The following is a 20,101-nucleotide window of genomic DNA, read 5'->3' on the forward strand; positions in this document are numbered from 1 at the left end:
GTAAGTCACCGGTAGATGAGTAGTTCCGATTCTGTCGCGCCGTGGAGGGCGTAGCGCGTGCGGATCAGTGGGCGGCCCGCGTAGATGCGGATCAGGGTTGACGCGTCGCCCTCGTAGGTCGCCGTCGGGCGGCCCTTCGTCTCGTTGCCCAGGGCCACCGGTGTCGGGTCGCGGTCGGTCAGGACGCCCATCAGGCGCGGGGTCTCCCGTGTGCGGCTCGTCGCCGCGAGGAGGGGGAGCGCCAGGTCCAGGCTCGGGCCGCAGTAGGCGCCCGGTTCGCCGAACGCCTCCCGTACGTCTCCGGCGTGGACCCACTCGCCGAGCGCGACGGCGTCGAGCCGACCGTCCTCGCGCCCGGCGATGACCGGCCCCGCCTCCGTCAGGCCGCGTTCCAGTTCGTCGAGGATCCGGCCGAGCGGCCAGTCCTCCCGTTCGGCCACGTCGCACGCGTTCGCCTCCGGCAGGAACACGCCCTCCTCCAGGCGGTCCTCGACGATCCGTACGAGCGCGGCCCCGCAGTGGGCGACGACCTGCCGGACCGTCCAGCCGGGGCAGGCGGTGCGGAGCTCGTACGCCTCCTCCGGTGTGCGGCGCAGGAGCGGCATCAAGGCGTCCCGTTCCGTCCTGAGGAGCCGGTCCGGGAGCCACGGGTCGCGTTCCATCAGTAGCGGTAGTGGTCCGGCTTGTACGGGCCCTCGACCGGCACCCCGATGTACGACGCCTGCTCGGGGCGCAGGGTCGTCAGCCGGACACCGAGGGCGTCGAGGTGGAGCCGTGCCACCTTTTCGTCCAGGTGCTTCGGCAGGACGTAGACGTCCGTCGGGTACTGCTCCGGCTTCGTGAACAGTTCTATCTGTGCCAGCGTCTGGTCCGCGAAGGAGTTCGACATCACGAAGGACGGGTGACCGGTCGCGTTGCCCAGGTTGAGGAGGCGGCCCTCCGACAGGACGATGACGGCCTTGCCGTCCTCGAACGTCCACGTGTGGACCTGCGGCTTGACCTCGTCCTTCACGATCCCGGGGATCCTCGCCAGGCCGGCCATGTCGATCTCGTTGTCGAAGTGGCCGATGTTGCCGACGATCGCCTGGTGCTTCATGCGCGCGATGTCGGACGCCATGATGATGTCCTTGTTGCCCGTGGTCGTGATGAAGATGTCCGCCGTCTCCACCACGTCGTCCAGGGTGGCGACCTGGAAGCCGTCCATCGCCGCCTGGAGCGCGCAGATCGGGTCGATCTCGGTGACGATCACCCGGGCGCCCTGGCCGCGCAGCGACTCCGCCGAGCCCTTGCCGACGTCGCCGTAACCGCAGACGACCGCCGTCTTGCCGCCGATGAGGACGTCCGTGGCGCGGTTGATGCCGTCGATGAGGGAGTGGCGGCAGCCGTACTTGTTGTCGAACTTCGACTTCGTCACAGCGTCGTTCACGTTGATCGCCGGGAAGAGCAGCGCGCCCTCGCGGTGCATCTCGTACAGGCGGTGCACGCCCGTCGTCGTCTCCTCCGTGACGCCGCGGATGCCGGCGGCGATCGTCCCCCAGTCCAGGGTGGAGTTCCTCAGGAGTTCCAGGATGACGCGGAACTCGTCGTTGTCCGCCGTCGACGGGTCCGGTACCTCGCCCGCCTTCTGGTACTCCACACCCTTGTGGACGAGGACGGTCGCGTCACCGCCGTCGTCCAGGATCATGTTGGGGCCGTCGGCGTTCGGCCAGGTCAGCGCCTGCTCCGTACACCACCAGTACTCTTCGAGCGTCTCGCCCTTCCAGGCGAAGACCGGGATGCCGGCGGCGGCGATCGCGGCGGCGGCGTGGTCCTGCGTCGAGTAGATGTTGCAGGAGACCCAGCGGACCTCGGCGCCGAGCGCGACCAGGGTCTCGATGAGGACCGCCGTCTGGACGGTCATGTGGAGGGAGCCCGTGATGCGCGCTCCCGCCAGGGGCTGCGTCTCCGCGTACTCCCTCCGGATCGACATCAGGCCCGGCATCTCGTGCTCGGCGAGGGTGATCTCCTTGCGGCCGAACTCGGCCAGCGAGATGTCCGCGACCTTGTAGTCGGTGAAATCGGAAGACTCAGACATGTGTAACTCTCCTTGCGTTGAGGATGGTTCGGTGGATTTCTCGCGCCGCCGTCGACTTGTTCAACGTGATGTAGTGCAGGCCCGGCGCCCCCTCGTCGAGCAGCCGCAGGCCCATCGCCGTCGCGTGCTCGACGCCGATGCGGTACGCCGCGGCCGGGTCGTCCTTCGCCGCCTCCAGGCGGTGCGCCAGGTCCTCGGGGAACGCGGCGTCGCTCAGTTCGGCGAAGCGGCGGATCTGGCGTACGTCCGTCGCCGGCATGATCTCCGGGATGATCGGGGTGTCGCAGCCCGCCGCCGCGACCCGGTCCCGAAGGCGCAGGTAGTCCTCCGGGTCGAAGAACATCTGCGTGATCGCGTAGTCGGCGCCCGCACGGCACTTCGCGACGAAGTGCGCGAGGTCGTCGGCAGGGCTCTCGGACCTCGGGTGGCCGTCCGGGAAGGCCGCCACCCCGATCCTGAAGTCGCCCAACGAGCGGACCAGCTCGACCAGTTCGTACGCGTACCGGAATCCCTGCGGGTGCCGGGTCCACGTCCCGCGCGGATCGCCCGGCGGGTCGCCGCGCAGCACGAGGACGTCCCGTACGCCGGCGTCCGCGTACGCGCCGATGATGGCCCGCAGCTCCGCCACCGAGTGGCCGACCGCCGTCAGGTGCGCGACCGGGCGCAGGGTCGTCTCGGTCGCGATCCGCTTCGTCACCTCGATGGTCCGGTCGCGGGACGAGCCGCCCGCGCCGTACGTCACGGAGACGAAGTCCGGGGAGAGGGCTTCGACCCGGCGGATCGCCTCCCACAGGGTCCGCTCCCCGCGGTCGGTCTTCGGCGGGAAGAACTCGAACGAGTACGTGGGACTCATCGCCGCCCTCCCGCGTTGAAGTAGCTCGCCTCCGGGTGGTGGACGACGATCGCGTCCGTCGACTGCTCGGGGTGCAGCTGGTACTCCTCCGACAGCACGACCCCGATGCGCTCCGGGCGCAGGAGGGCGGCGATCTTCGCCCGGTCCTCCAGGTCGGGGCAGGCCGGGTAGCCGAGCGAGTAGCGGCAGCCCTGGTACTCGGTGCGGAGCATGCCTTCGAGGGCGGACGGGTCGCCCTGGGCGATGCCCCAGTCGGCGCGGACGCGGGCGTGCCAGTACTCGGCGAGCGCTTCCGCCAACTGGACGGAGAGGCCGTGGAGTTCGAGGTAGTCGCGGTAGGCGTCGGCGGCGAAGAGCCTCGCCGTCTCCTCCCCGATGCGGGAACCGACCGTCACCACCTGGAGGGCGACGGCGTCGACCTCGCCGGAGTCCTCGGCGCGGTGGAAGTCGGCCAGGCAGAGGCGGCGGCCCCGCTGCTGGCGGGGGAAGGAGAAGCGGGTCCGCTCGCCTCCGTCCTCGTCCAGGACGATCAGGTCGTCGCCCTTGGACACACAGGGGAACCAGCCGTGGACGACGGCTGCTTCGACCAGTTTGTCGCGTTCGATCCGGTCGAGCAGCGCCCGCAGCCTCGGCCTGCCCTCCGTCTCGATCGTCGCGGGGTCCTTGAGGCCCCACTGGCCCTTGAAGAGGGCGTTCTCGTCGAGCCAGGGGGCGTATGCGGCGAGCGGGATGCCCGTCACGACCCGGGTGCCGAGGAAGGGGGGCTCGGGTACGGGGTTGTCGGTGGCGACGTCGGAGCGGCCGGCCGGTCCGGGCTCCCGTGCCACCTCCTCGACCACCACCCCCTCCACCACCGGCCGCCGGGCCACCCGGCGCTGCTTGAGCGGCGGGAGTACGGCTCCGGGGACGCCGCGCTTGACGCCCATGAGCGCGTCCATGAGGCGCAGGCCCTCGAAGGCGTCGCGGGCGTACCGGACCTCGCCCCCGTACAGCTCGTGGAGGTCCTGTTCGACGTACGCCCTGGTGAGGGCCGCGCCGCCGAGGATCACGGGGAAGCGGGCGGCCAGGCCGCGGCTGTTCAACTCCTCCAGGTTCTCCTTCATGATGACCGTGGATTTGACCAGCAGGCCCGACATGCCGATGACGTCGGCCCGGTGCTGTTCCGCCGCTTCGAGGATCGCGGAGACCGGCTGCTTGATGCCGATGTTGACGACGTTGTAGCCGTTGTTGGAGAGGATGATGTCGACGAGGTTCTTGCCGATGTCGTGGACGTCGCCGCGGACCGTGGCGAGGACGATCGTGCCCTTGCCGACCCCTCCTTCGCCGTCCGCGGTTCTCTCCATGTGCGGCTCCAGGTGGGCCACGGCCGTCTTCATGACCTCGGCGGACTGGAGCACGAACGGCAGCTGCATCTGGCCCGAGCCGAACAGCTCGCCCACCGTCTTCATGCCGTCGAGCAGGATCTCGTTGACGATCTCCAGGGCCGGCCGGACCGTCAGAGCATCGTCGAGATCCTTCTCCAGGCCGTTCTTCTCGCCGTCGACGATCCGGCGCTTCAACCGCTCGTCGAGCGGCAGCGCGAGGAGTTCCTCGGCCTTCCCCGCCTTCAACGACTTCGCCGTGGCGCCCTCGAACATCTCCAGGAAGCGTTGCAGCGGGTCGTAGCCCTCCCTGCGGCGGTCGTGGATCAGGTCGAGCGCCACCTCCACCTGCTCCTTCTCCAGGCGCGCGATGGGGAGGATCTTGCTCGCGTGGACGATCGCCGAGTCCAGGCCCGCCTTCACGCACTCGTCGAGGAACACCGAGTTGAGGACGATCCGCGCGGCCGGGTTCAGGCCGAACGAGATGTTGGAGAGGCCGAGCGTCGTCTGCACGTCGGGGTGGCGGCGCTTCAGCTCGCGGATCGCCTCGATCGTGTGGACGCCGTCCTTCCGCGATTCCTCCTGCCCGGTGCAGATCGTGAACGTGAGGGTGTCGATCAGGATGTCCGACTCCCTGATCCCCCAGTTCCCCGTGAGGTCCGCGATGAGCCGCTCGGCCACCGCCACCTTGTGGTCGACGCTCCGGGCCTGGCCCTCCTCGTCGATCGTCAGCGCCATCAGCGCCGCGCCGTGCTCCTTCGCCAGGGCCGTGACCTGCGCGAACCGCGATTCGGGGCCGTCGCCGTCCTCGTAGTTGACCGAGTTGACCACCGCCCGGCCGCCCAGCTTTTCCAGGCCCGCCCGCAGCACCGGGACCTCGGTCGAGTCGAGGACGATCGGGAGCGTGGAGGAGGTCGCGAACCGGCCGGCCAGCTCCGCCATGTCGGCGACGCCGTCCCGGCCCACGTAGTCCACGCACAGGTCGAGCAGGTGCGCGCCCTCGCGGATCTGGTCCCGCGCCATCTCGACGCAGTCGTCCCAGCGCCCGTCGAGCATCGCCTCGCGGAACTTCTTCGAACCGTTCGCGTTGGTGCGCTCCCCGATCGCCAGGTACGCGGTGTCCTGCCGGAACGGCACATGGGAGTACAGGGAGGACGCGCCCGGCTCCGGCGTCGGCCGCCGGTCCAGGACGGCCGCGCCCCGGACCCGGTCCACGATCTGCCGCAGGTGCTCCGGGGTCGTACCGCAGCAGCCGCCGACCAGGGCGGGGCCGTAGTCCCGTACGAACGCCTCCTGGGCGTCGGCCAGTTCCGCCGGGGAGAGGGGGTAATGGGCACCGTCGGAGGTGAGGACCGGCAGGCCCGCGTTCGGCATGACGGAGATCGGGACACGGGAGTGCCGGGACAGGTGCCGCAGGTGCTCGGCCATCTCCGCCGGGCCCGTGGCGCAGTTCAGGCCGATCATGTCGATGCCCAGCGGCTCCAGGGCGGTCAGGGCCGCGCCGATCTCCGTGCCGAGCAGCATCGTGCCCGTCGTCTCCACGGTGACCTGCACGATCACCGGGAGGTCGAGGCCGGCCCGGTCCAGGGCCCGGCGGGCGCCGATGACGGCCGCCTTCGTCTGGAGCAGGTCCTGCGAGGTCTCGATGAGCAGGGCGTCCGCGCCGCCCCTGATCAGGCCCTCCGCGTTCCGCTGGAAGGCCTCGCGGAGCGGCTCGTACGTGACGTGGCCGAGGGTCGGCAGCTTCGTACCGGGGCCCATGGAGCCGAGGACCCAGCGGGGGCGGCCGTCGGCGGCCGTGTGCGCGTCCGCCGTGGTGCGGGCGATCCGGGCGCCGGCCTCGGACAGCTCGTACACCTGGTGCTCGATGCCGTACTCGGCGAGCGCCGCCAGGTTCGCCCCGAAGGTGTTGGTCTCGACGCAGTCCACACCGACGGAGAAGTAGGCGTCGTGGACGGAGGCGACGATGTCGGGGCGCGTGAGGTTGAGGATCTCGTTGCAGCCCTCCAGGTTCCGGAAGTCGTCCATCGTCGGGTCGGCGGCCTGGAGCATCGTGCCCATCGCCCCGTCGGCCACCACGACCCGCGTCGCGAACTCCTCCCGCAGGGACCGCCGGGAAACGCTCATGTCAGCCCCTTCAGATGCGTGACCAGGGTCGCCGTACAACCCACCCCGTACGTCTTCCTGATCCGGTCCAGGAGCGACTCCCGGTGCAGCCGGTACTCCTGCGTCCCCACGTAGTCGAGGACGGTCGCGGCGACCGCGCAGCCCAGCTGCGCCGCGCACCGCTCCGGCACGCCCCACAGCGTCCCGGCGAGGAACCCGGCCCTGAAGGCGTCCCCGACGCCCGTCGGGTCGACGACGGCCGGTACCTCCACCGCCGGCACGGCCAGCGGCTCCCGGCCCTCGCCCCGGATGCGGACGCCCGCCTCGCCGTGGGTGGTGACCCAGGTGCCGACCCGGCGCAGCACCTCCGCCTCCGCCCAGCCGGACTTCTCCAGGAGCAGAGCCGTCTCGTACTCGTTGGTGAACAGGAACCGGGCCCCGTCCACCAGCTCCCGCACCTGCTCGCCGTCGAGCCGCGCCAGCTGCTGCGACGGATCGGCGGCGAAGGGAATCCCCAGGTCTCGGCAGGTACGGGCGTGCCGGAGCATCGCCTCCGGGTCGTCCGGGGAGACCAGGACGAGGTCCAGGCGGCCGGTGCGCGCGATCACGTCCCGCAGGTCGATCTCGCGCGCCTCGGCCATCGCCCCCGCGTAGAAGGTGGCGATCTGGTTCTGGGCCCGGTCGGTCGTACAGACGAACCGGGCGGTGTGGAGCAACGCGCTGACGCGCACCGAGTCGGTGTCCACACCGTGGTCCTTCAGCCAGACCCGGTACGGCTCGAAGTCGGCGCCGACCGCGCCCACGAGGGCCGGACGCAGCCCGAGGACCCCGAGTCCGAAGGCGATGTTCGCTGCCACTCCGCCGCGCCTGACCTCCAGGTTGTCGGCGAGGAACGACAGGGAGACCCGGTCGAGCCGGTCGGCGAGCAGCTGCTCGCTGAACCAGCCGGGGAAGGTCATCAGATGGTCCGTCGCGATGGATCCCGTGACAGCGATACGCATGTCCCTCAGACCCCTTCTCCCTGATGGGCTGCCTTCTTCGGGGCCTCCACCGCCTTCTTCAGGGCCCCCGCCGCCTTCTTCAAGGCCTCCACGCGGTCGGTGCGCTCCCAGGTGAACTCGGGGAGTTCGCGGCCGAAGTGGCCGTACGCCGCCGTCTTCGCGTAGATCGGCCGCTTGAGGTCCAGGTCGCGGATGATCGCCGCGGGGCGCAGGTCGAAGACCGCGCTGACCGCCTCCTGGATCCTCTCGTCGGGCAGGGTGCCCGTGCCGAAGGTCTCCACGAAGAGACCGACCGGCTCGGCCTTGCCGATCGCGTACGCCACCTGCACCTCGCAGCGGCGGGCGAGGCCGGCCGCGACGACGTTCTTCGCGACCCAGCGCATCGCGTACGCCGCCGACCGGTCCACCTTCGACGGGTCCTTGCCGGAGAAGGCGCCGCCGCCGTGCCGGGCCATCCCGCCGTACGTGTCGATGATGATCTTCCGGCCGGTGAGTCCGGCGTCGCCCATCGGGCCGCCGACCTCGAAGCGGCCGGTCGGGTTCACCAGGAGCCGGTAGCCGTCGGACTCCAGGCTGACGCCCTCCTCGACCAGCTCCTTGAGGACGTGCTCGACGACGTACTCCCGCACGTCGGGCGCGAGCAGGCCCTCGACGGAGATGTCGGCGGCGTGCTGCGAGGACACGACGACCGTGTCGAGGCGGACCGGGCGGTCACCGTCGTACTCGATGGTGACCTGCGTCTTGCCGTCCGGGCGCAGGTACGGCACGGTGCCGTTCTTGCGGACCTCGGTGAGGCGGCGGGAGAGCCGGTGGGCGAGCGCGATCGGCAGCGGCATCAGCTCGGCCGTGTCGTCGCAGGCGTAGCCGAACATCAGGCCCTGGTCGCCGGCGCCCTGCGCGGCCAGCTCGTCACCCGCGCCCTCGACCCGGGACTCGTACGCCGTGTCGACGCCCTGCGCGATGTCCGGCGACTGCGCGCCGATGGACACCGACACACCGCAGGAGGAGCCGTCGAAGCCCTTCGCGGAGGAGTCGTAACCGATGTCGAGGACGGCCTCGCGCACCAGCTTCGCCATCGGCGCGTACGCCGTGGTGGTGACCTCGCCGGCGATGTGCACGAGACCCGTGGTGATCAGGGTCTCCACCGCCACCCGCGCGGACGGGTCCTCGGCGAGGAGCGCGTCGAGGATCGTGTCGCTGATCCGGTCGGCGATCTTGTCGGGGTGGCCCTCGGTCACCGACTCCGAGGTGAAGAGGCGGCGGCTCATGCCTGGACCTCCACCGGGGCCTGCGCCGGGGCGTTGAAGAAGTGCTGCTCGATGGCGCCGAGCGTGCGGATGGACTCGACCTCCAGGGTCTCCATCTGGATGGCGGTGCCGCTCTCCTGCTCCAGGAGGAAGACGAACTCGACGAAGGACAGCGAGTCGATGAGCCGGTTCTCGATCAGGTCGAGGTCGGGCGCGATGTCCTCGCGCTCCGGGTGACGCTCGAGGATCCAGCTCTTCACCGTCTGCAGGCCGTCGGCCATGGTTGCTCTCCTTTAGCTGCTACTGGATGGGGGTTACGGGGGCGATGATCGGGGCGGCCACCGCCACCGCGTAGTCCACGTCGTGGCTGATGGACACGGTGATCTCGGTGATGCCGGACTCGGCGGCCATCTCGGCGGCCGACCGGTGCAGCTCCACGAGCGGCCAGCCGCCCTCGGAGCGCCGCACCACGATGTCCGGCCAGGGCAGGAACCTGCCCCTGACCCGTAAGGTCTTGAAGGCCGCTTCCTTGGCCGCGATCCGCCCGCACAGGCTCAGGACGTCGAGCCCGGAGGAGGTACGGCAGTCGGCGAGCTCGCCGGGGGTGAGCATCCGCTCGAAGAACCGCTCCCCGTACTGGGCGAGGAGCCCGCGGACACGGTTGACGGACACGATGTCCATGCCGAGGTTCGCCCACCCCAGGCCGCCCGCCGGCGGGGCGGCGGGACGGGCCGGCACGTCAGATCACCGGCCCGGCCGCGCCACTCGCGTCGGCCCGCAGACGGGCGTTCGCGTCGAGCACCGCCGTGCGGGCGTTCGCGTCGAGCACCGCCGTGCGGGCGTTCGCGTCGAGCACCGCCGCCGTGGCGGACTCCCAGCTGCCGTGGCGGCGGGTCAGTGCGGACAGCCAGCGTTCGAGGCCGAAGGCGACACAGCTGGTGAAGGCCGGTCCGCCGGTCGACGCGAGGGTGATGTCGCAGCGGTCGCCGAAGAAGTTCCGGTGCGTGTTGACCGAGGCGATCGCCAGGTCCTCGTACAGGAACTCGTACTTCACCGGGGTGAGCCGCTGGAGGAGCGCCTTCGAGCCGCCCTTGTCGAAGAACGGGTCGCAGGCGGCCTCCCTGCGCAGTGGCAGGTCGAGGGCGGCGGCGAAGGCCTGGATCCTCCCGGTGAAGTCCGCGAGGTGGGTCTCGGCGTGCTCGCGGGCGCCGATGGCGACGATCTCCCGCATACGGAAGCCGAGTTGGCGACGCATCCCCTCGTAGTGGGTCTCCTTGCGGAAGCACCAGGAACAGATCGTGACGAGGGTGTCGTCGGCGACCCGGGTGCCCTGGTGGTCGAGGTAGACGGCGTAACAGGACGCCGAGGGCAGTCCGAGGCCGGCCGGTTCGAGGGCGGCGGCGGGCCATTCCCCGCGCTCGGCGTCGAAGGGGGTGGTGAGGCGCCCCTCCAGGTCGAGCGGGGCGGCGAGGACGGCCTGGTGCGGGAAGTTGTCGTAGTAGTCCAGCTTCGCCAGGTCGGCGGCCGGGAGGAGCGGGGGCATGGTCATCGGGCGGGCGCCCGCGGTCACTCCCCAGCTCTCGAAGGTGTCGTCGAGGAGCCGCAGCAGGCGGGTCGCCTCCGGGCCGAGCGAGGGAAGGCCCCGTGTCGCCCCGACGGTCTCGGGGGTGGTCACACTCATGGTCGGTGCACCTCTCAGGTGGGAGGTCTCGCGGACACGCTCAGACGACGGGCAGGGTGTCGTCGGAGAAGATCCCGGTCTTCAGGAAGAAGGCGAGCGGCTTGCGGACGGCCTTGCGCTCGTGGGGGCGGCGGCTCTCGTCGGCGACCAGCGCGTTGCGCAGGGCCAGCGGGTCGGGGATGCCGGCGTCGCGGTAGACGTGCGGGTTGTAGAGGGAGTTGATGCTGTAGACGACGTACCGCTTGAGGTACGCCTCCACCTCGCGGACCCGCTCGGCGCTCACGGCCTGGCACATCCGGCCGTACAGGAGGGAGACCAGCTCGCGCCCGAAGGCGATGTGGCGGGACTCGTCCTGGTGGTGGATGCGGTTGACCTCGCGGATGGTGTGGCAGAGGGCGTCGTCCTTCGCCATCCGGGCGTTGTAGTGGTCGACGAGCTCCTCGAAGAAGAGGATGCGGGTGAAGACGAGGAAGTTCTCGACCTCGGGCTCCCAGGCGGCGTCGGCGCGCATCGCGGTGGAGCCGTAGATCTTGTTGCCGTAGCGGCGGCAGAACTCGGAGAAGAACCACATGTGTTCGTTCTCCTCACCGATGAAGTGGTGGAAGAAGTCCGAGGGCACCTCGAAGCCGGGCATGTGGATCCGGCCGACGACCTCGATGAGGAGCTCGCGGATGCCGTGCACGTTGAGGCTGTAGAAGTTGATGGACTCCCACTTGGACAGGCGCTGAAGCGTTTCCTCACCGAGGGTGTCGTAGTGCTCGGTGCCGTGGACGGTGAGCAGCTCCGGCGTCATCCAGAAACGGTTCTCCTCCAGCGTCTCGGGCCACTGGAAGGTCTGGTACGGGTTGTAGTAGTCCTCGACGGAACGCTCGCTGAGCCGCTCCAGGACCTCCATGAACCGGTCGGTGACGGGCAGGGGGGCGGTCACGCCCATGTTTTTCGCTCCTCGTGACGATGGGGGTTACGGCCGGACTTCGTAGACCGCGTTCACGGCGGTCTCCGTCGCGCGCCGCCAGCGGGTGAAGCCGGCCTCCTCCGCGATGGCCCGGAAGGCCTTCTCGCCGGAGTGGTTGCCGAGCGCGTGCGGGCCGCGCTGGGCAACCGCGACGGGCAGGCACATCACGGCCGACAGGGCCATGAACATGCGGGCGGCGGGCGTCTGGGCGTCGATGTCCTGCGGGGACACGTTCGACTCGACGAGCATCCAGGTGCCGTCCGCGTCCAGGGACTTGTGGACGTGCTGGGCGGCGGCGACCGGGTCGCCCATGTCGTGCAGGGCGTTGAAGAAGCACACCAGGTCGTAGCCGGAGCCCGGGTAGTCGTCGGCCGAGGCGACCTCGAAGACGACCCGGTCGGAGAGACCGGCCTCCTCGGCGAGCTCACGCGCGATCGAGATGGCCTCCTCGGAGTAGTCGAAGCCGTGGACGGTGGCGTTCGGGAAGGCGCGGGCGATGAGGAGGGTGGTGTGGCCGACGCCGCAGCCGACGTCCGCGACCGTGCCGCCGGCGGTGAGCTTGTCGGTGACCTGGTGGAGGGCGGGCAGCCAGTCGGGGACGAGCTTGTGCTCGTACGTCGGCTGGAAGAAGGAGCCCATGCCGGTGTCGAGGGCCGCGTCGTGCTCGGCCCAGCCGACGCCGTCACCGGTGCGGTACGCCTCCACGAGCAGGTCCTCGGTGGCGTACAGCGCCTTGAGGGCGGTGAAGAACCCGGCGGCGTACGTGACGGCCTTCGGGTCGGCGAGCACCTCGACGTGGTCGGCGGGGAGCGTGTACGTGAGGGAGCTGGGGTGCCGTTCGACGTACCCGGCGGAGAGCTGGGCGTGCAGCCACTCCTCGACGTACCGCTCGTTCGTGCCGGTCGCGTTCGCGAGCTGCCCCGCGGTGAGGGGCCCGTCGGCGGCCAGCGCCTTGTACAGGCCGAGGCGCTCGCCGAGGGCGACGGTCAGACCGCGCACGGCCGCGCCGGCGTCGGTGATGACCCGCTGGTGGAAGTCGTGGGCGCTCATGCCGCCTCCTCCTGTCGATGGGTGGGCAGGTCGCACGTGCTGTGCCGGCCCGGGGGGCGACCCCCGGACCCCCGGCGGGCGGTCACGCGGCCACCCCCGGATCGGCGTCGGCCGCACCGGGCAGGTCGCACGTGAAGAGGAAGGAGCGGGGGACGCGCGGGACGGTCCTGGGCGGGACCGGGTAGGGCCAGCGGTCGAAGTCGGCGCCCGGCTCACCGGGCTGCTTCACCTCGCGTACGGCCCAGCCGCAGTCGTCGAGCAGCGCCTCCGGCTCCTCGGTGCCGAACAGCCACGGGTTGCCGTCCTCGTCCAGGGCCTTCATGAAGCCACGGGCGAGCGGGTTCTCCAGGGCCGCCTTGGAGATGACGTCGCCGAGCAGCACGGAGCCGGGGGCGGCGTGCGCGGAGAGCGTCGAGATCAGGGTGCGTACGGCCTGCTCGGGCAGGAAGAACAGCAGGCCTTCGACCACCCACAGGACGGGCTCGTCGCTCTTCCAGCCCGCCTCCTTCAAGGGGCCCGTCCAGTCCTCGGTGAGGTCGACGGGAACGGTGATCCGGGTGCGGCCGGCCGGCTGGGGCTCGCTCGCGAGCATCTCGGCCTTGGCCTCCAGGAGCGCCGGGCGGTCGAGCTCGTAGACGGTGACGCCGTCGGGCCAGGGCAGCCGGAAGAAACGGGTGTCCATGCCGGCGGCGAGGAAGACGACCTGGCGGATGCCCCGCTCCTCCACCGCCTGGACGACGGCGCGGTCGAGGTAGGTGGTGCGGATGGCGAGGAACGGCACGGTGCCGCCCCCGGCGTAGCGCTCGAGCAGTTCGAAGCCGATGCGGTCGGCGACGGTGCGCGCGTAGGGATCGGCGAACAGCCGGTCCTCGCGCTCGGTCTCCAGGGCGCGCGCGGCGGCGGTCCACTGGGCGGTGCGGGATACGGCCTCCACAGGAGGTCCCCCTTCGGTTTGGTTTCCAGTGATGTCCGGTGTTGCGGACGGCCGGGGTACGGGCGGTCGGCGATACGGGTGGCCGGGGATACGGACGGCCGGGGATACGGCGGTACGGACGGCCGTGTTCAGGGGCAGGGCCTGACGGAGGGACGGTTCCGTCAGGCGCTCATGACCGGGACACAGGTCTTCGCCGGTCGCGCGCAGGCGACGGGATCCTCGGCCGCGGGCATCGACGACAGATGGCCGGCCTCGGCGTCGGCGGGGCGCCGTCGGAAGATGCTGTGCAGGATCATGCTGAACACGGCCGTCCCGTCGGGGGCCACGAGCGTGCACCGCGGTTTGACGGTGCCGGTGGCCGGGTTGAACGGCGACGGGGTGGCGCCGAGGATCTCGACGCGCGCGGTGAGGACGTCACCCGGGCGGACGGGCCGCAGGTAGCGGACCTCGTCGATGCCGGGCGAGCCCATACAGGCGCTGTAGGCGAGCAGTCCGTCGACGTAGCGGCGCATGAACATCGCCTGGGTGTGGAACCCGCTCGCGATCAGGCCGCGGAACTGCGACAGCTCCGCGCGCGCGGGGTCCGTGTGGAAGGGCTGCGGGTCGAAGCGCCTGCCGAACTCCAGCACCTCCTCCGTCGTGACGGTGACGGTGCCCAGCTCGTGGACGTCGCCGGGCCGGAAGTCCTCGAAGTAACGCATCACGCGCCCCCCTTGACCTAGGAGTGGTCTTTCCCTGGCGACATCCAATCTACGAATCGACCATTTATTTTGTCAACCCAAAAGAAGCGCCGACTACCGTCGGGCCAGGGCCTGTTCGAGGTCGGACCAGAGGTCGTCGGCGTCCTCGATGCCGACGGACATCCGCACCAGCCCTGCCGCTATCCCGGCGGCGGCGAGCGCCGGCCCGTCCAGCTCCCGGTGCGAGGTGGACGCCGGGTGCGTGACGAGCGTCTCCACCCCGCCGAGGGAGAGCGCGAGCCGGGCCACCCGTACGCGCTCGATGAGGTCCCGGCCGGCCTCCCGGCCGCCCGCGAGCTCGAAGGAGAGCAGCCCGCCACCGCCCGACAGCACCTTCCGGGCGACGGCGCCCGAGGGGTGGCCGGCGAGCCAGGGGTAGTGGACGGCCGTGACGGCGGCGTGGCCTCCGAGCCGCTCGGCGAGGACGGCGGCGTTGGCGCAGTGTTCCCGCATCCGCAGCGGCAGGGTGGGTATGCCGCGCAGGGTCAGCCAGGCGGCGAACGGGTCGGCGCAGGCGCCGAGTTCGACCGTGCGGGGCCAGACGCGTCGGCGCAGCTCGTCGTCGGCGAACACGGCGGCGCCACCGAGGACGTCCGAGTGCCCGGAGAGGTACTTGGTGGTGGAGTGGACGACGATGTCGGCGCCGTGCTCCAGGGGGCGGCACAGGACGGGCGAGGCGAGCGAGTTGTCGACGACGCTCGTCACGCCGAGCGCGCGGGCGGCGGCGAGCAGCCCCGGCAGGTCGGGGACCTGGCCGGTGGGGTTGGCGATGGTCTCCAGGACGAGCAGCCGGGTCGCGGGGTGCACGGCGGCGGCCTCGACCTCGGCCGGGTCGTCGCCCGATATCCGTACGACCTCGATCCCGTACCGCTCGGCGAGGTCCGACAGGACGGCGTGGGTGCCCCCGTACAGGCACCGCTGGGCGACGACCCGGTCGCCGGGCCGCAGGAGCGCGAGCAGCACCCCGCTGATCGCCCCCATCCCGGAGGCGAAGGCGATGGCCCCGGCGCCCTGTTCGAGCCCGGCGAGGGTCTGCTCTAGGGCCCGTACGGTCGGGTTGCCGCGGCGGCTGTAGACGTACTGCCCATCGGGCCCGGCCATGGCCTCGGCGAGTTCGGCGGCGGAGTCGAAGGCGAAGGCGGAGGACTGCACGAGGGGCACGGAGAGCGGCCAACTGCCGCCTTGGAAGGGCTCGTTGAAGACGTGCACGGCACGGGTGTTCAGTTGCATGGCATTCCCTTTCCGGGTACGGAAAAGGGGCCGCCCGACGTCCGGGGGAGGACATCGGGCGGCCCCTCGGGGGCGGGCTCAGACGGAGACCTTCTCGCCCACGGGAGCGGGGGCGGACGCTCCGGCGACGGCCTTGTCGCTCTTCATGACGAGCAGGGTGATGACACCGCCGAGGGCGGCGACGATCGCGGCGCCGATGAAGGCGGCGGAGAAGCCGTCCGTCAGCTTCGGCAGGTTGCCGAGCTGGTCGGCGCCCTGGGACATGGCGACGGCGGTCAGCGCGGCGAGGCCGAGGGCGGAGCCGACGTTGTAGGTGGTGTTGACGATGCCGGAGGCGAGACCGGCCTGCTCCTGCGGGGCGCCGGACATGGCGGCGATCATCGCCGGGATGTAGGCGAGGGACATGCCGAGCGCGGCGACGAGCGAGGCCGGCAGGACGTCGACGAGGAAGGTGCCGGTCGGCGGGACGGCCGCCAGCCAGACCAGACCGGCCGCGAGGACGAGGAGGCCGCCGGCGATGAGCGGCTTGGCGCCGAACCTGCCCATGAGGCGGGCGGTGATGGCCGTCATGAAGATCATGAGGAGCACGGTCATCGGGAGCAGCGCGGCGCCGGACTCGAAGGCGCCGTAGTCGAGGACCTGCTGGAGGTACAGGTTGAGGAAGTACCACATGGGGATCCACGCGGCGCCGAGCAGTGTCATGGCGAGGTTGGCCGAGCCGAGGCGCGGGACCCGCCAGACGCTGAGGGGCATGAGCGGCTCGCTGATGCTCTTCTGGATGACGAAGAAGAGGACGAGGAGGACGGCGGCGCCGCTCAGCTGGAGGATCGTGCCGGTGGAGCCCCAGCCGACCTCGGGGGCGCGGACGACGGCGAAGACGGCGAGGGCGAGGCCCGCGGTGACGGCGACGGCGCCGAGGACGTCGACGGAGCCGCGGCGGGACTCGACGTTCGGGAGGAGCTTGGTGGCGGCGAGGGTGGCGAGGCCGATCGGGATGTAGATGATGAAGACCCACTGCCAGCTCATCCACTCGGTGAAGACACCGCCGAGGAAGACGCCCGCGGTGCCGCCGGCGGGGGCTGCGGCGCCGTAGAGCGCCATCGCCTTGCCGAGCTCCTTCGGGTCGTGCATGAAGAGCATCATCAGGAGGGTCATGGCGGAGGGCGCGATGAGCGCACCGCCGACGCCCTGGACGGCGCGGCCGACGATCTCGACCCAGGCGGTCTGCGCGGCGGCGGCCACGACGGATCCGGCGATCATGACGGCCCAGCCGGAGACGAAGATCTTGCGGGCTCCGACGAGGTCGGAGAGGCGTCCGCCGAGGAGCAGCAGACCGCCGAAGACGATCACGTAGGCGTTGAAGATCCACGAGAGCTCGCTCTGCGTGAAGCCGAGGTCCTTCTGCATCTCGGGGAGTGCGACCCCGATGATCGAGGTGTCCATGATGACCATGAACTGTGCGGCGGCGAGCACGACAAGTGCCCACCAGCGCCGGGGATTGACGGTTGACATTGCCCTGACCCTTCGCTCGCGTCGGCCCCCGAGCAGACTCGGGGCATACCCCTAGGGGGTACCTGTGGGGAGCACCGTAACATACCCATGGGGGGTATGTAAGAGCGAGCGGGCGGCGCACTGCCGGCCGCTCGGAACACGAGCTTCCAGCCCACCGGAGCGGCAGAATGCAGCCATGACCGCACCCGTGGACCCCGCACTCCTCCAGCGCTGGAACGCCACCCTGCTCGCCGCCCGCTCCGGCCGCGAGGGCCCCGACCCCACCCCGTACGGCCGGAACCTGCTGTCGCGTTGGGCCGAGCCCCAGCGCCGCTACCACACGGTCGACCACCTCAGGGCGGTCCTCGACCGCATCGACGAACTGGCCGACCAGGGCGGCGAGGGCGGCGAGTTGGAGCTCGTACGACTGGCCGCCTGGTTCCACGACGCGGTCTACCGCCCGGACCGCTCGGAGAACGAGGAACGCTCGGCGGTCCTGGCCGAAAAGGCCCTCACCGAGGTCGGACTCACCCCGCACGAGGTGGCGGAGGTGGCCCGCCTGGTCCGCCTCACGACCACCCACGACCCGACCCCGGGCGACCTGAACGGCGAGACCCTCTGCGACGCCGACCTCGCGATCCTCGCGACCGGACCCGATACGTACAGGGGGTATGCGGAGGCGGTTCGCGAGGAGTACGCCTTCGTCCCCGAGGACGCCTTCCGCGAGGGCCGCGCAACCGTCCTCCGCCAGCTCCTCTCCCTCCCCCGGCTCTTCCACACCCCGTACGGGGCGGCAGCCTGGGAGGAGAAGGCACGGGAGAACATGGAGAGGGAGCTGAAGGAACTGACGGACGCGTCCGCCCCTGAATGAGCCGACGCCGATCATGGCTGTCACCGGAGTGAGACGGCCGGGCCGGAAATCGCTACTCCCCCCACCGGCGCACTTGTTAGCCTCCAGCACGCGCGGCTCGTGATCACCAGCCACGCATGCCATCAGGGGAGGGGACGCTTTGTTCACGCAGAAGTCCGATCGGACGAGACCCACCGGCAGACGGCCGTACACAGGGTGGGGCGCGGTGGTCGCGACGGCCGCGGTCGTCGCCTCCCTGCCCGGCACCGCACACGCGGTGGAGAACCTGCCGCCGAGACAGCCGCTCGTCCAGGAACTGCAGACGCACTTCAAGGCCTGCGCCACCGGTGACACGCCCACGTACGTGGCGACGGCACCCGTCGTCACGGCCGTGCTGCACGACCCGGAGGAGGACAACCAGCCCGTCGAGGCCAACATGGTCGCTGGCGAGTTCGAGGCCTGGTGGACGGACGCGTCCGGAGTCGAGCAGCGCCGCACCTACGCCTCGTACCAGCTGTCCTCCGGGACAGCCCAGCGCTGGCAGCTCCCGTCGGACGTCCCGGCGGACACCGTCGTCTCGTGGCACGTCCGCGCCAACGACGGCACCGCCGTCTCCGCGTGGAGCTCCGAGGGGACGGGAGCGGCCTGCCGCTTCGTCATCGACCGCGTGAGCCCGGAGAAGCCGGTCGTCACCTCGGAGGAGTACCCGGAACAGCAGTACCGGGACGGCGTCGGCGTGTACGGCTCCTTCGTCGTGGACTCCCCGTCACCCGACGTCGTCGCGTACGAGTACGGCTTCGTCGGCGGCCCCTACGGAACCGTCCGCCCCGACGAGCCCGGCGGCGCCGCGACCATCCGCTTCCTGCCGCAGAAGACCGGCCCGGACTACCTGACCGTCCGGGCCGTCGACCGGGCCGGACGCATCAGCACGAGCGCCACGCACTGGTTCTTCGTGACGTCCGGCCGCGCGCCCGTCGCCCACTGGAAGCTGGCCGACCCCGCCGGATCCACGAGCGCCGCCGCCGAGACGGGCACGGCAGCCCGGGCCGGCACCGGCGTGACCTTCGGTGGCCCGGCGCCCGCCCGCACCTCCCTCACCGCCACGGCCTCGCTCGACGGCGGCCCCCAGGGCTTCCTCACCACGGACGCCCCGGTCGTCGACACCGGAAGGACCTTCGCCGTCAGCGCCTGGGTCCGCCCCGCGCGGACCGACCGCACCATGACGGTCGCGAGCCAGGACACCAGCAACGGGAACGCCTTCACCCTCGGCCTGCGCGCGAAGGACTCCGGCGCCGCCTGGTCCTTCACCCTCGGCGAGGCAAAGGTGTCGGGCGGCACCCCCGAGACCGGCGAGTGGACCCACCTGCTCGGGCTCTACGACACCGAGACCGGCCGCGCCCAGCTGTACGTCAACGGTCGCGCGGCGGGCACCGCCGCCCAGGCCTCACCCGCCGTGTCGACCGGCGCGTTCCAGCTCGGCCGGGCCCTCAACGGGGCCCGCTACGGCCACCACTGGCGGGGCGACATCGGCGGCGTGCAGGTCCACGACCGCGTCGTCGTCGCCGCCGAGGTGACCCGGCTCGCCCACCGGCAGCCGAAGCCGCTCGCCCGCTGGTCCCTGGAGACCGCGACGGACGGCACGAGCCCCGAGGAGAAGGACGGCGCGCCGCTGCGGCTCGCCGCCGGAGCCACGATTCACCGAGGGCCCGACGGCTCCTGCGTCCCCGACCTCGACCCCGACTGCCCGGTCGTGCCGTACGCGCTGGTCGGCGACGGTCACCTGACCCTGGACGGCGAAGGCGGCCACGCCGCCGCCGACGGGCCGGTCGTGGACACCTCGGACAGCTTCAGCATCGGCGTGGTGGTCCGCCTCGCGGACCACGAACCGGCCGGCCCGATGACCGTGCTGTCCGTACCGGGTGAGCACACGGACGCCTTCAAGGTGCGGTACGAGCCGTCCGCCCAGGCCTGGCAGCTCGTCGTGCCGGAGCGGGACGAGCCCGGCGCGCCCGAACGGATCGTCTCGCACATCGCGCCGGCGGACGGCGGCGAGGGCCAGGGCAACCGTCTGGCCGTCGTGTACGACGACGCGGACGACACCGTCAAGCTGTACCTCGACGGGTACACCAACGCGGAGGCGACCGCGACCCTCCCGCAGACCTGGCACGGCACCGGGCCGCTGCAGGTCGGCCGCGGCCTCACCGCCGACGGTCCCGGCGAGTACCTGCACGGCGACGTGGACGAGATCCAGGCGTACGCCGGTGCGCTGAGCGCCCGGGACGTCACCATGCTCGGCCGGGGAGCCGAGCCCTGCCTCTGCTGAGCAGGGGCCACTCGTGAAGGCCGCCCGGTCCCACTCCGGACCGGGCGGCCTTTCCGGTCCCACAGGCCTTTCCGGTCCCACAGGCCGGTCCGGTCCCACATGCCGAGACGAGCTGTGCGGGCGGAATGACAGGGACAAATCCCTGGTTGACGCATGTCATGCCGTCTCCCTCCGCCGAGCCCGCCGAGCCCACCACGACCCCCGC

Annotated in this window: 17 protein-coding genes; 2 read left to right on the forward strand and 15 right to left on the reverse strand. The window is 71.2% G+C overall.

Annotation, left to right across the window (positions count from 1 at the left end; genetic code table 11):
- Positions 1-5: 5 nt before the first annotated feature.
- The 15 genes from ABT034_RS21315 to ABT034_RS21385 all read right to left on the reverse strand — a co-directional run bounded on the left by ABT034_RS21315 (position 6) and on the right by ABT034_RS21385 (position 16,744).
- Positions 6-662 (reverse strand): maleylpyruvate isomerase family mycothiol-dependent enzyme, encoded by a 657-nt coding sequence (locus ABT034_RS21315; RefSeq protein WP_351217412.1) that lies wholly within the window; start codon positions 660-662, stop codon positions 6-8.
- Positions 662-2,074 carry an adenosylhomocysteinase gene (gene ahcY, locus ABT034_RS21320; protein WP_351217414.1) on the reverse strand — a complete coding sequence of 471 codons (1,413 nt, stop codon included), beginning with the start codon at positions 2,072-2,074 and terminating at the stop codon, positions 662-664. Before ahcY ends, ABT034_RS21315 begins: the two co-directional genes overlap by 1 nt.
- Positions 2,067-2,927 carry a methylenetetrahydrofolate reductase [NAD(P)H] gene (gene metF / locus ABT034_RS21325; RefSeq protein WP_351217416.1) on the reverse strand — a complete coding sequence of 287 codons (861 nt, stop codon included), beginning with the start codon at positions 2,925-2,927 and terminating at the stop codon, positions 2,067-2,069. Before metF ends, ahcY begins: the two co-directional genes overlap by 8 nt.
- A complete protein-coding gene (gene metH, locus ABT034_RS21330) occupies positions 2,924-6,415 on the reverse strand; it encodes a methionine synthase (protein ID WP_351217418.1) in 3,492 nt (1,163 codons plus the stop codon). The genes metF and metH overlap by 4 nt, the downstream gene beginning before the upstream one ends.
- Entirely contained in the window at positions 6,412-7,395 is a 984-nt protein-coding gene (locus tag ABT034_RS21335; protein ID WP_351217420.1) for a carbohydrate kinase family protein, read from the reverse strand. Before ABT034_RS21335 ends, metH begins: the two co-directional genes overlap by 4 nt.
- Positions 7,396-7,400: 5 nt before the next feature.
- Positions 7,401-8,663 carry a methionine adenosyltransferase gene (metK, locus tag ABT034_RS21340; RefSeq protein ID WP_351217422.1) on the reverse strand — a complete coding sequence of 421 codons (1,263 nt, stop codon included), beginning with the start codon at positions 8,661-8,663 and terminating at the stop codon, positions 7,401-7,403.
- Positions 8,660-8,923: a phosphopantetheine-binding protein gene (locus ABT034_RS21345; RefSeq protein WP_351217424.1), complete on the reverse strand. Its 264-nt coding sequence runs from the start codon at positions 8,921-8,923 to the stop codon at positions 8,660-8,662. Before ABT034_RS21345 ends, metK begins: the two co-directional genes overlap by 4 nt.
- Positions 8,924-8,942: 19 nt before the next feature.
- The gene (gene acpS / locus ABT034_RS21350; RefSeq protein WP_351217426.1) at positions 8,943-9,380 is read right to left on the reverse strand and encodes a holo-ACP synthase; all 438 of its coding nucleotides are present in this window, start codon (positions 9,378-9,380) and stop codon (positions 8,943-8,945) included.
- Between the two features lies 1 nt (position 9,381).
- The gene (locus tag ABT034_RS21355) at positions 9,382-10,323 is read right to left on the reverse strand and encodes a class-II aminoacyl-tRNA synthetase family protein (RefSeq protein WP_351217428.1); all 942 of its coding nucleotides are present in this window, start codon (positions 10,321-10,323) and stop codon (positions 9,382-9,384) included.
- A 40-nt stretch (positions 10,324-10,363) separates the two neighbouring features.
- Positions 10,364-11,257 carry a diiron oxygenase gene (locus ABT034_RS21360; protein ID WP_351217430.1) on the reverse strand — a complete coding sequence of 298 codons (894 nt, stop codon included), beginning with the start codon at positions 11,255-11,257 and terminating at the stop codon, positions 10,364-10,366.
- Positions 11,258-11,284: 27 nt separating this feature from the next.
- On the reverse strand, positions 11,285-12,328 hold the full coding sequence (locus ABT034_RS21365; RefSeq protein WP_351217432.1) for a class I SAM-dependent methyltransferase: 1,044 nt from the start codon (positions 12,326-12,328) through the stop codon (positions 11,285-11,287).
- Between the two features lie 82 nt (positions 12,329-12,410).
- Entirely contained in the window at positions 12,411-13,262 is an 852-nt protein-coding gene (locus tag ABT034_RS21370) for a class I SAM-dependent methyltransferase (protein WP_351217434.1), read from the reverse strand.
- 161 nt (positions 13,263-13,423) lie between these two features.
- Entirely contained in the window at positions 13,424-13,963 is a 540-nt protein-coding gene (locus ABT034_RS21375; RefSeq protein ID WP_351217538.1) for a MaoC family dehydratase, read from the reverse strand.
- 93 nt (positions 13,964-14,056) lie between these two features.
- On the reverse strand, positions 14,057-15,232 hold the full coding sequence (locus ABT034_RS21380) for a trans-sulfuration enzyme family protein (RefSeq protein ID WP_351217436.1): 1,176 nt from the start codon (positions 15,230-15,232) through the stop codon (positions 14,057-14,059).
- A 78-nt stretch (positions 15,233-15,310) separates the two neighbouring features.
- Complete coding sequence (locus ABT034_RS21385; protein WP_351217438.1) at positions 15,311-16,744, reverse strand: MFS transporter; 1,434 nt, start codon at positions 16,742-16,744, stop codon at positions 15,311-15,313.
- Between the two features lie 175 nt (positions 16,745-16,919).
- Here ABT034_RS21385 and ABT034_RS21390 point away from each other — a divergent pair, with 175 nt between their 5' ends.
- Entirely contained in the window at positions 16,920-17,594 is a 675-nt protein-coding gene (locus ABT034_RS21390; RefSeq protein ID WP_351217440.1) for an HD domain-containing protein, read from the forward strand.
- A 205-nt stretch (positions 17,595-17,799) separates the two neighbouring features.
- Positions 17,800-19,896 carry a LamG domain-containing protein gene (locus ABT034_RS21395; protein ID WP_351217442.1) on the forward strand — a complete coding sequence of 699 codons (2,097 nt, stop codon included), beginning with the start codon at positions 17,800-17,802 and terminating at the stop codon, positions 19,894-19,896.
- Positions 19,897-20,101 lie beyond the last annotated feature (205 nt).

It is taken from the genome of Streptomyces sp. NPDC002773, assembly GCF_040295605.1.
Classification (GTDB): domain Bacteria; phylum Actinomycetota; class Actinomycetes; order Streptomycetales; family Streptomycetaceae; genus Streptomyces.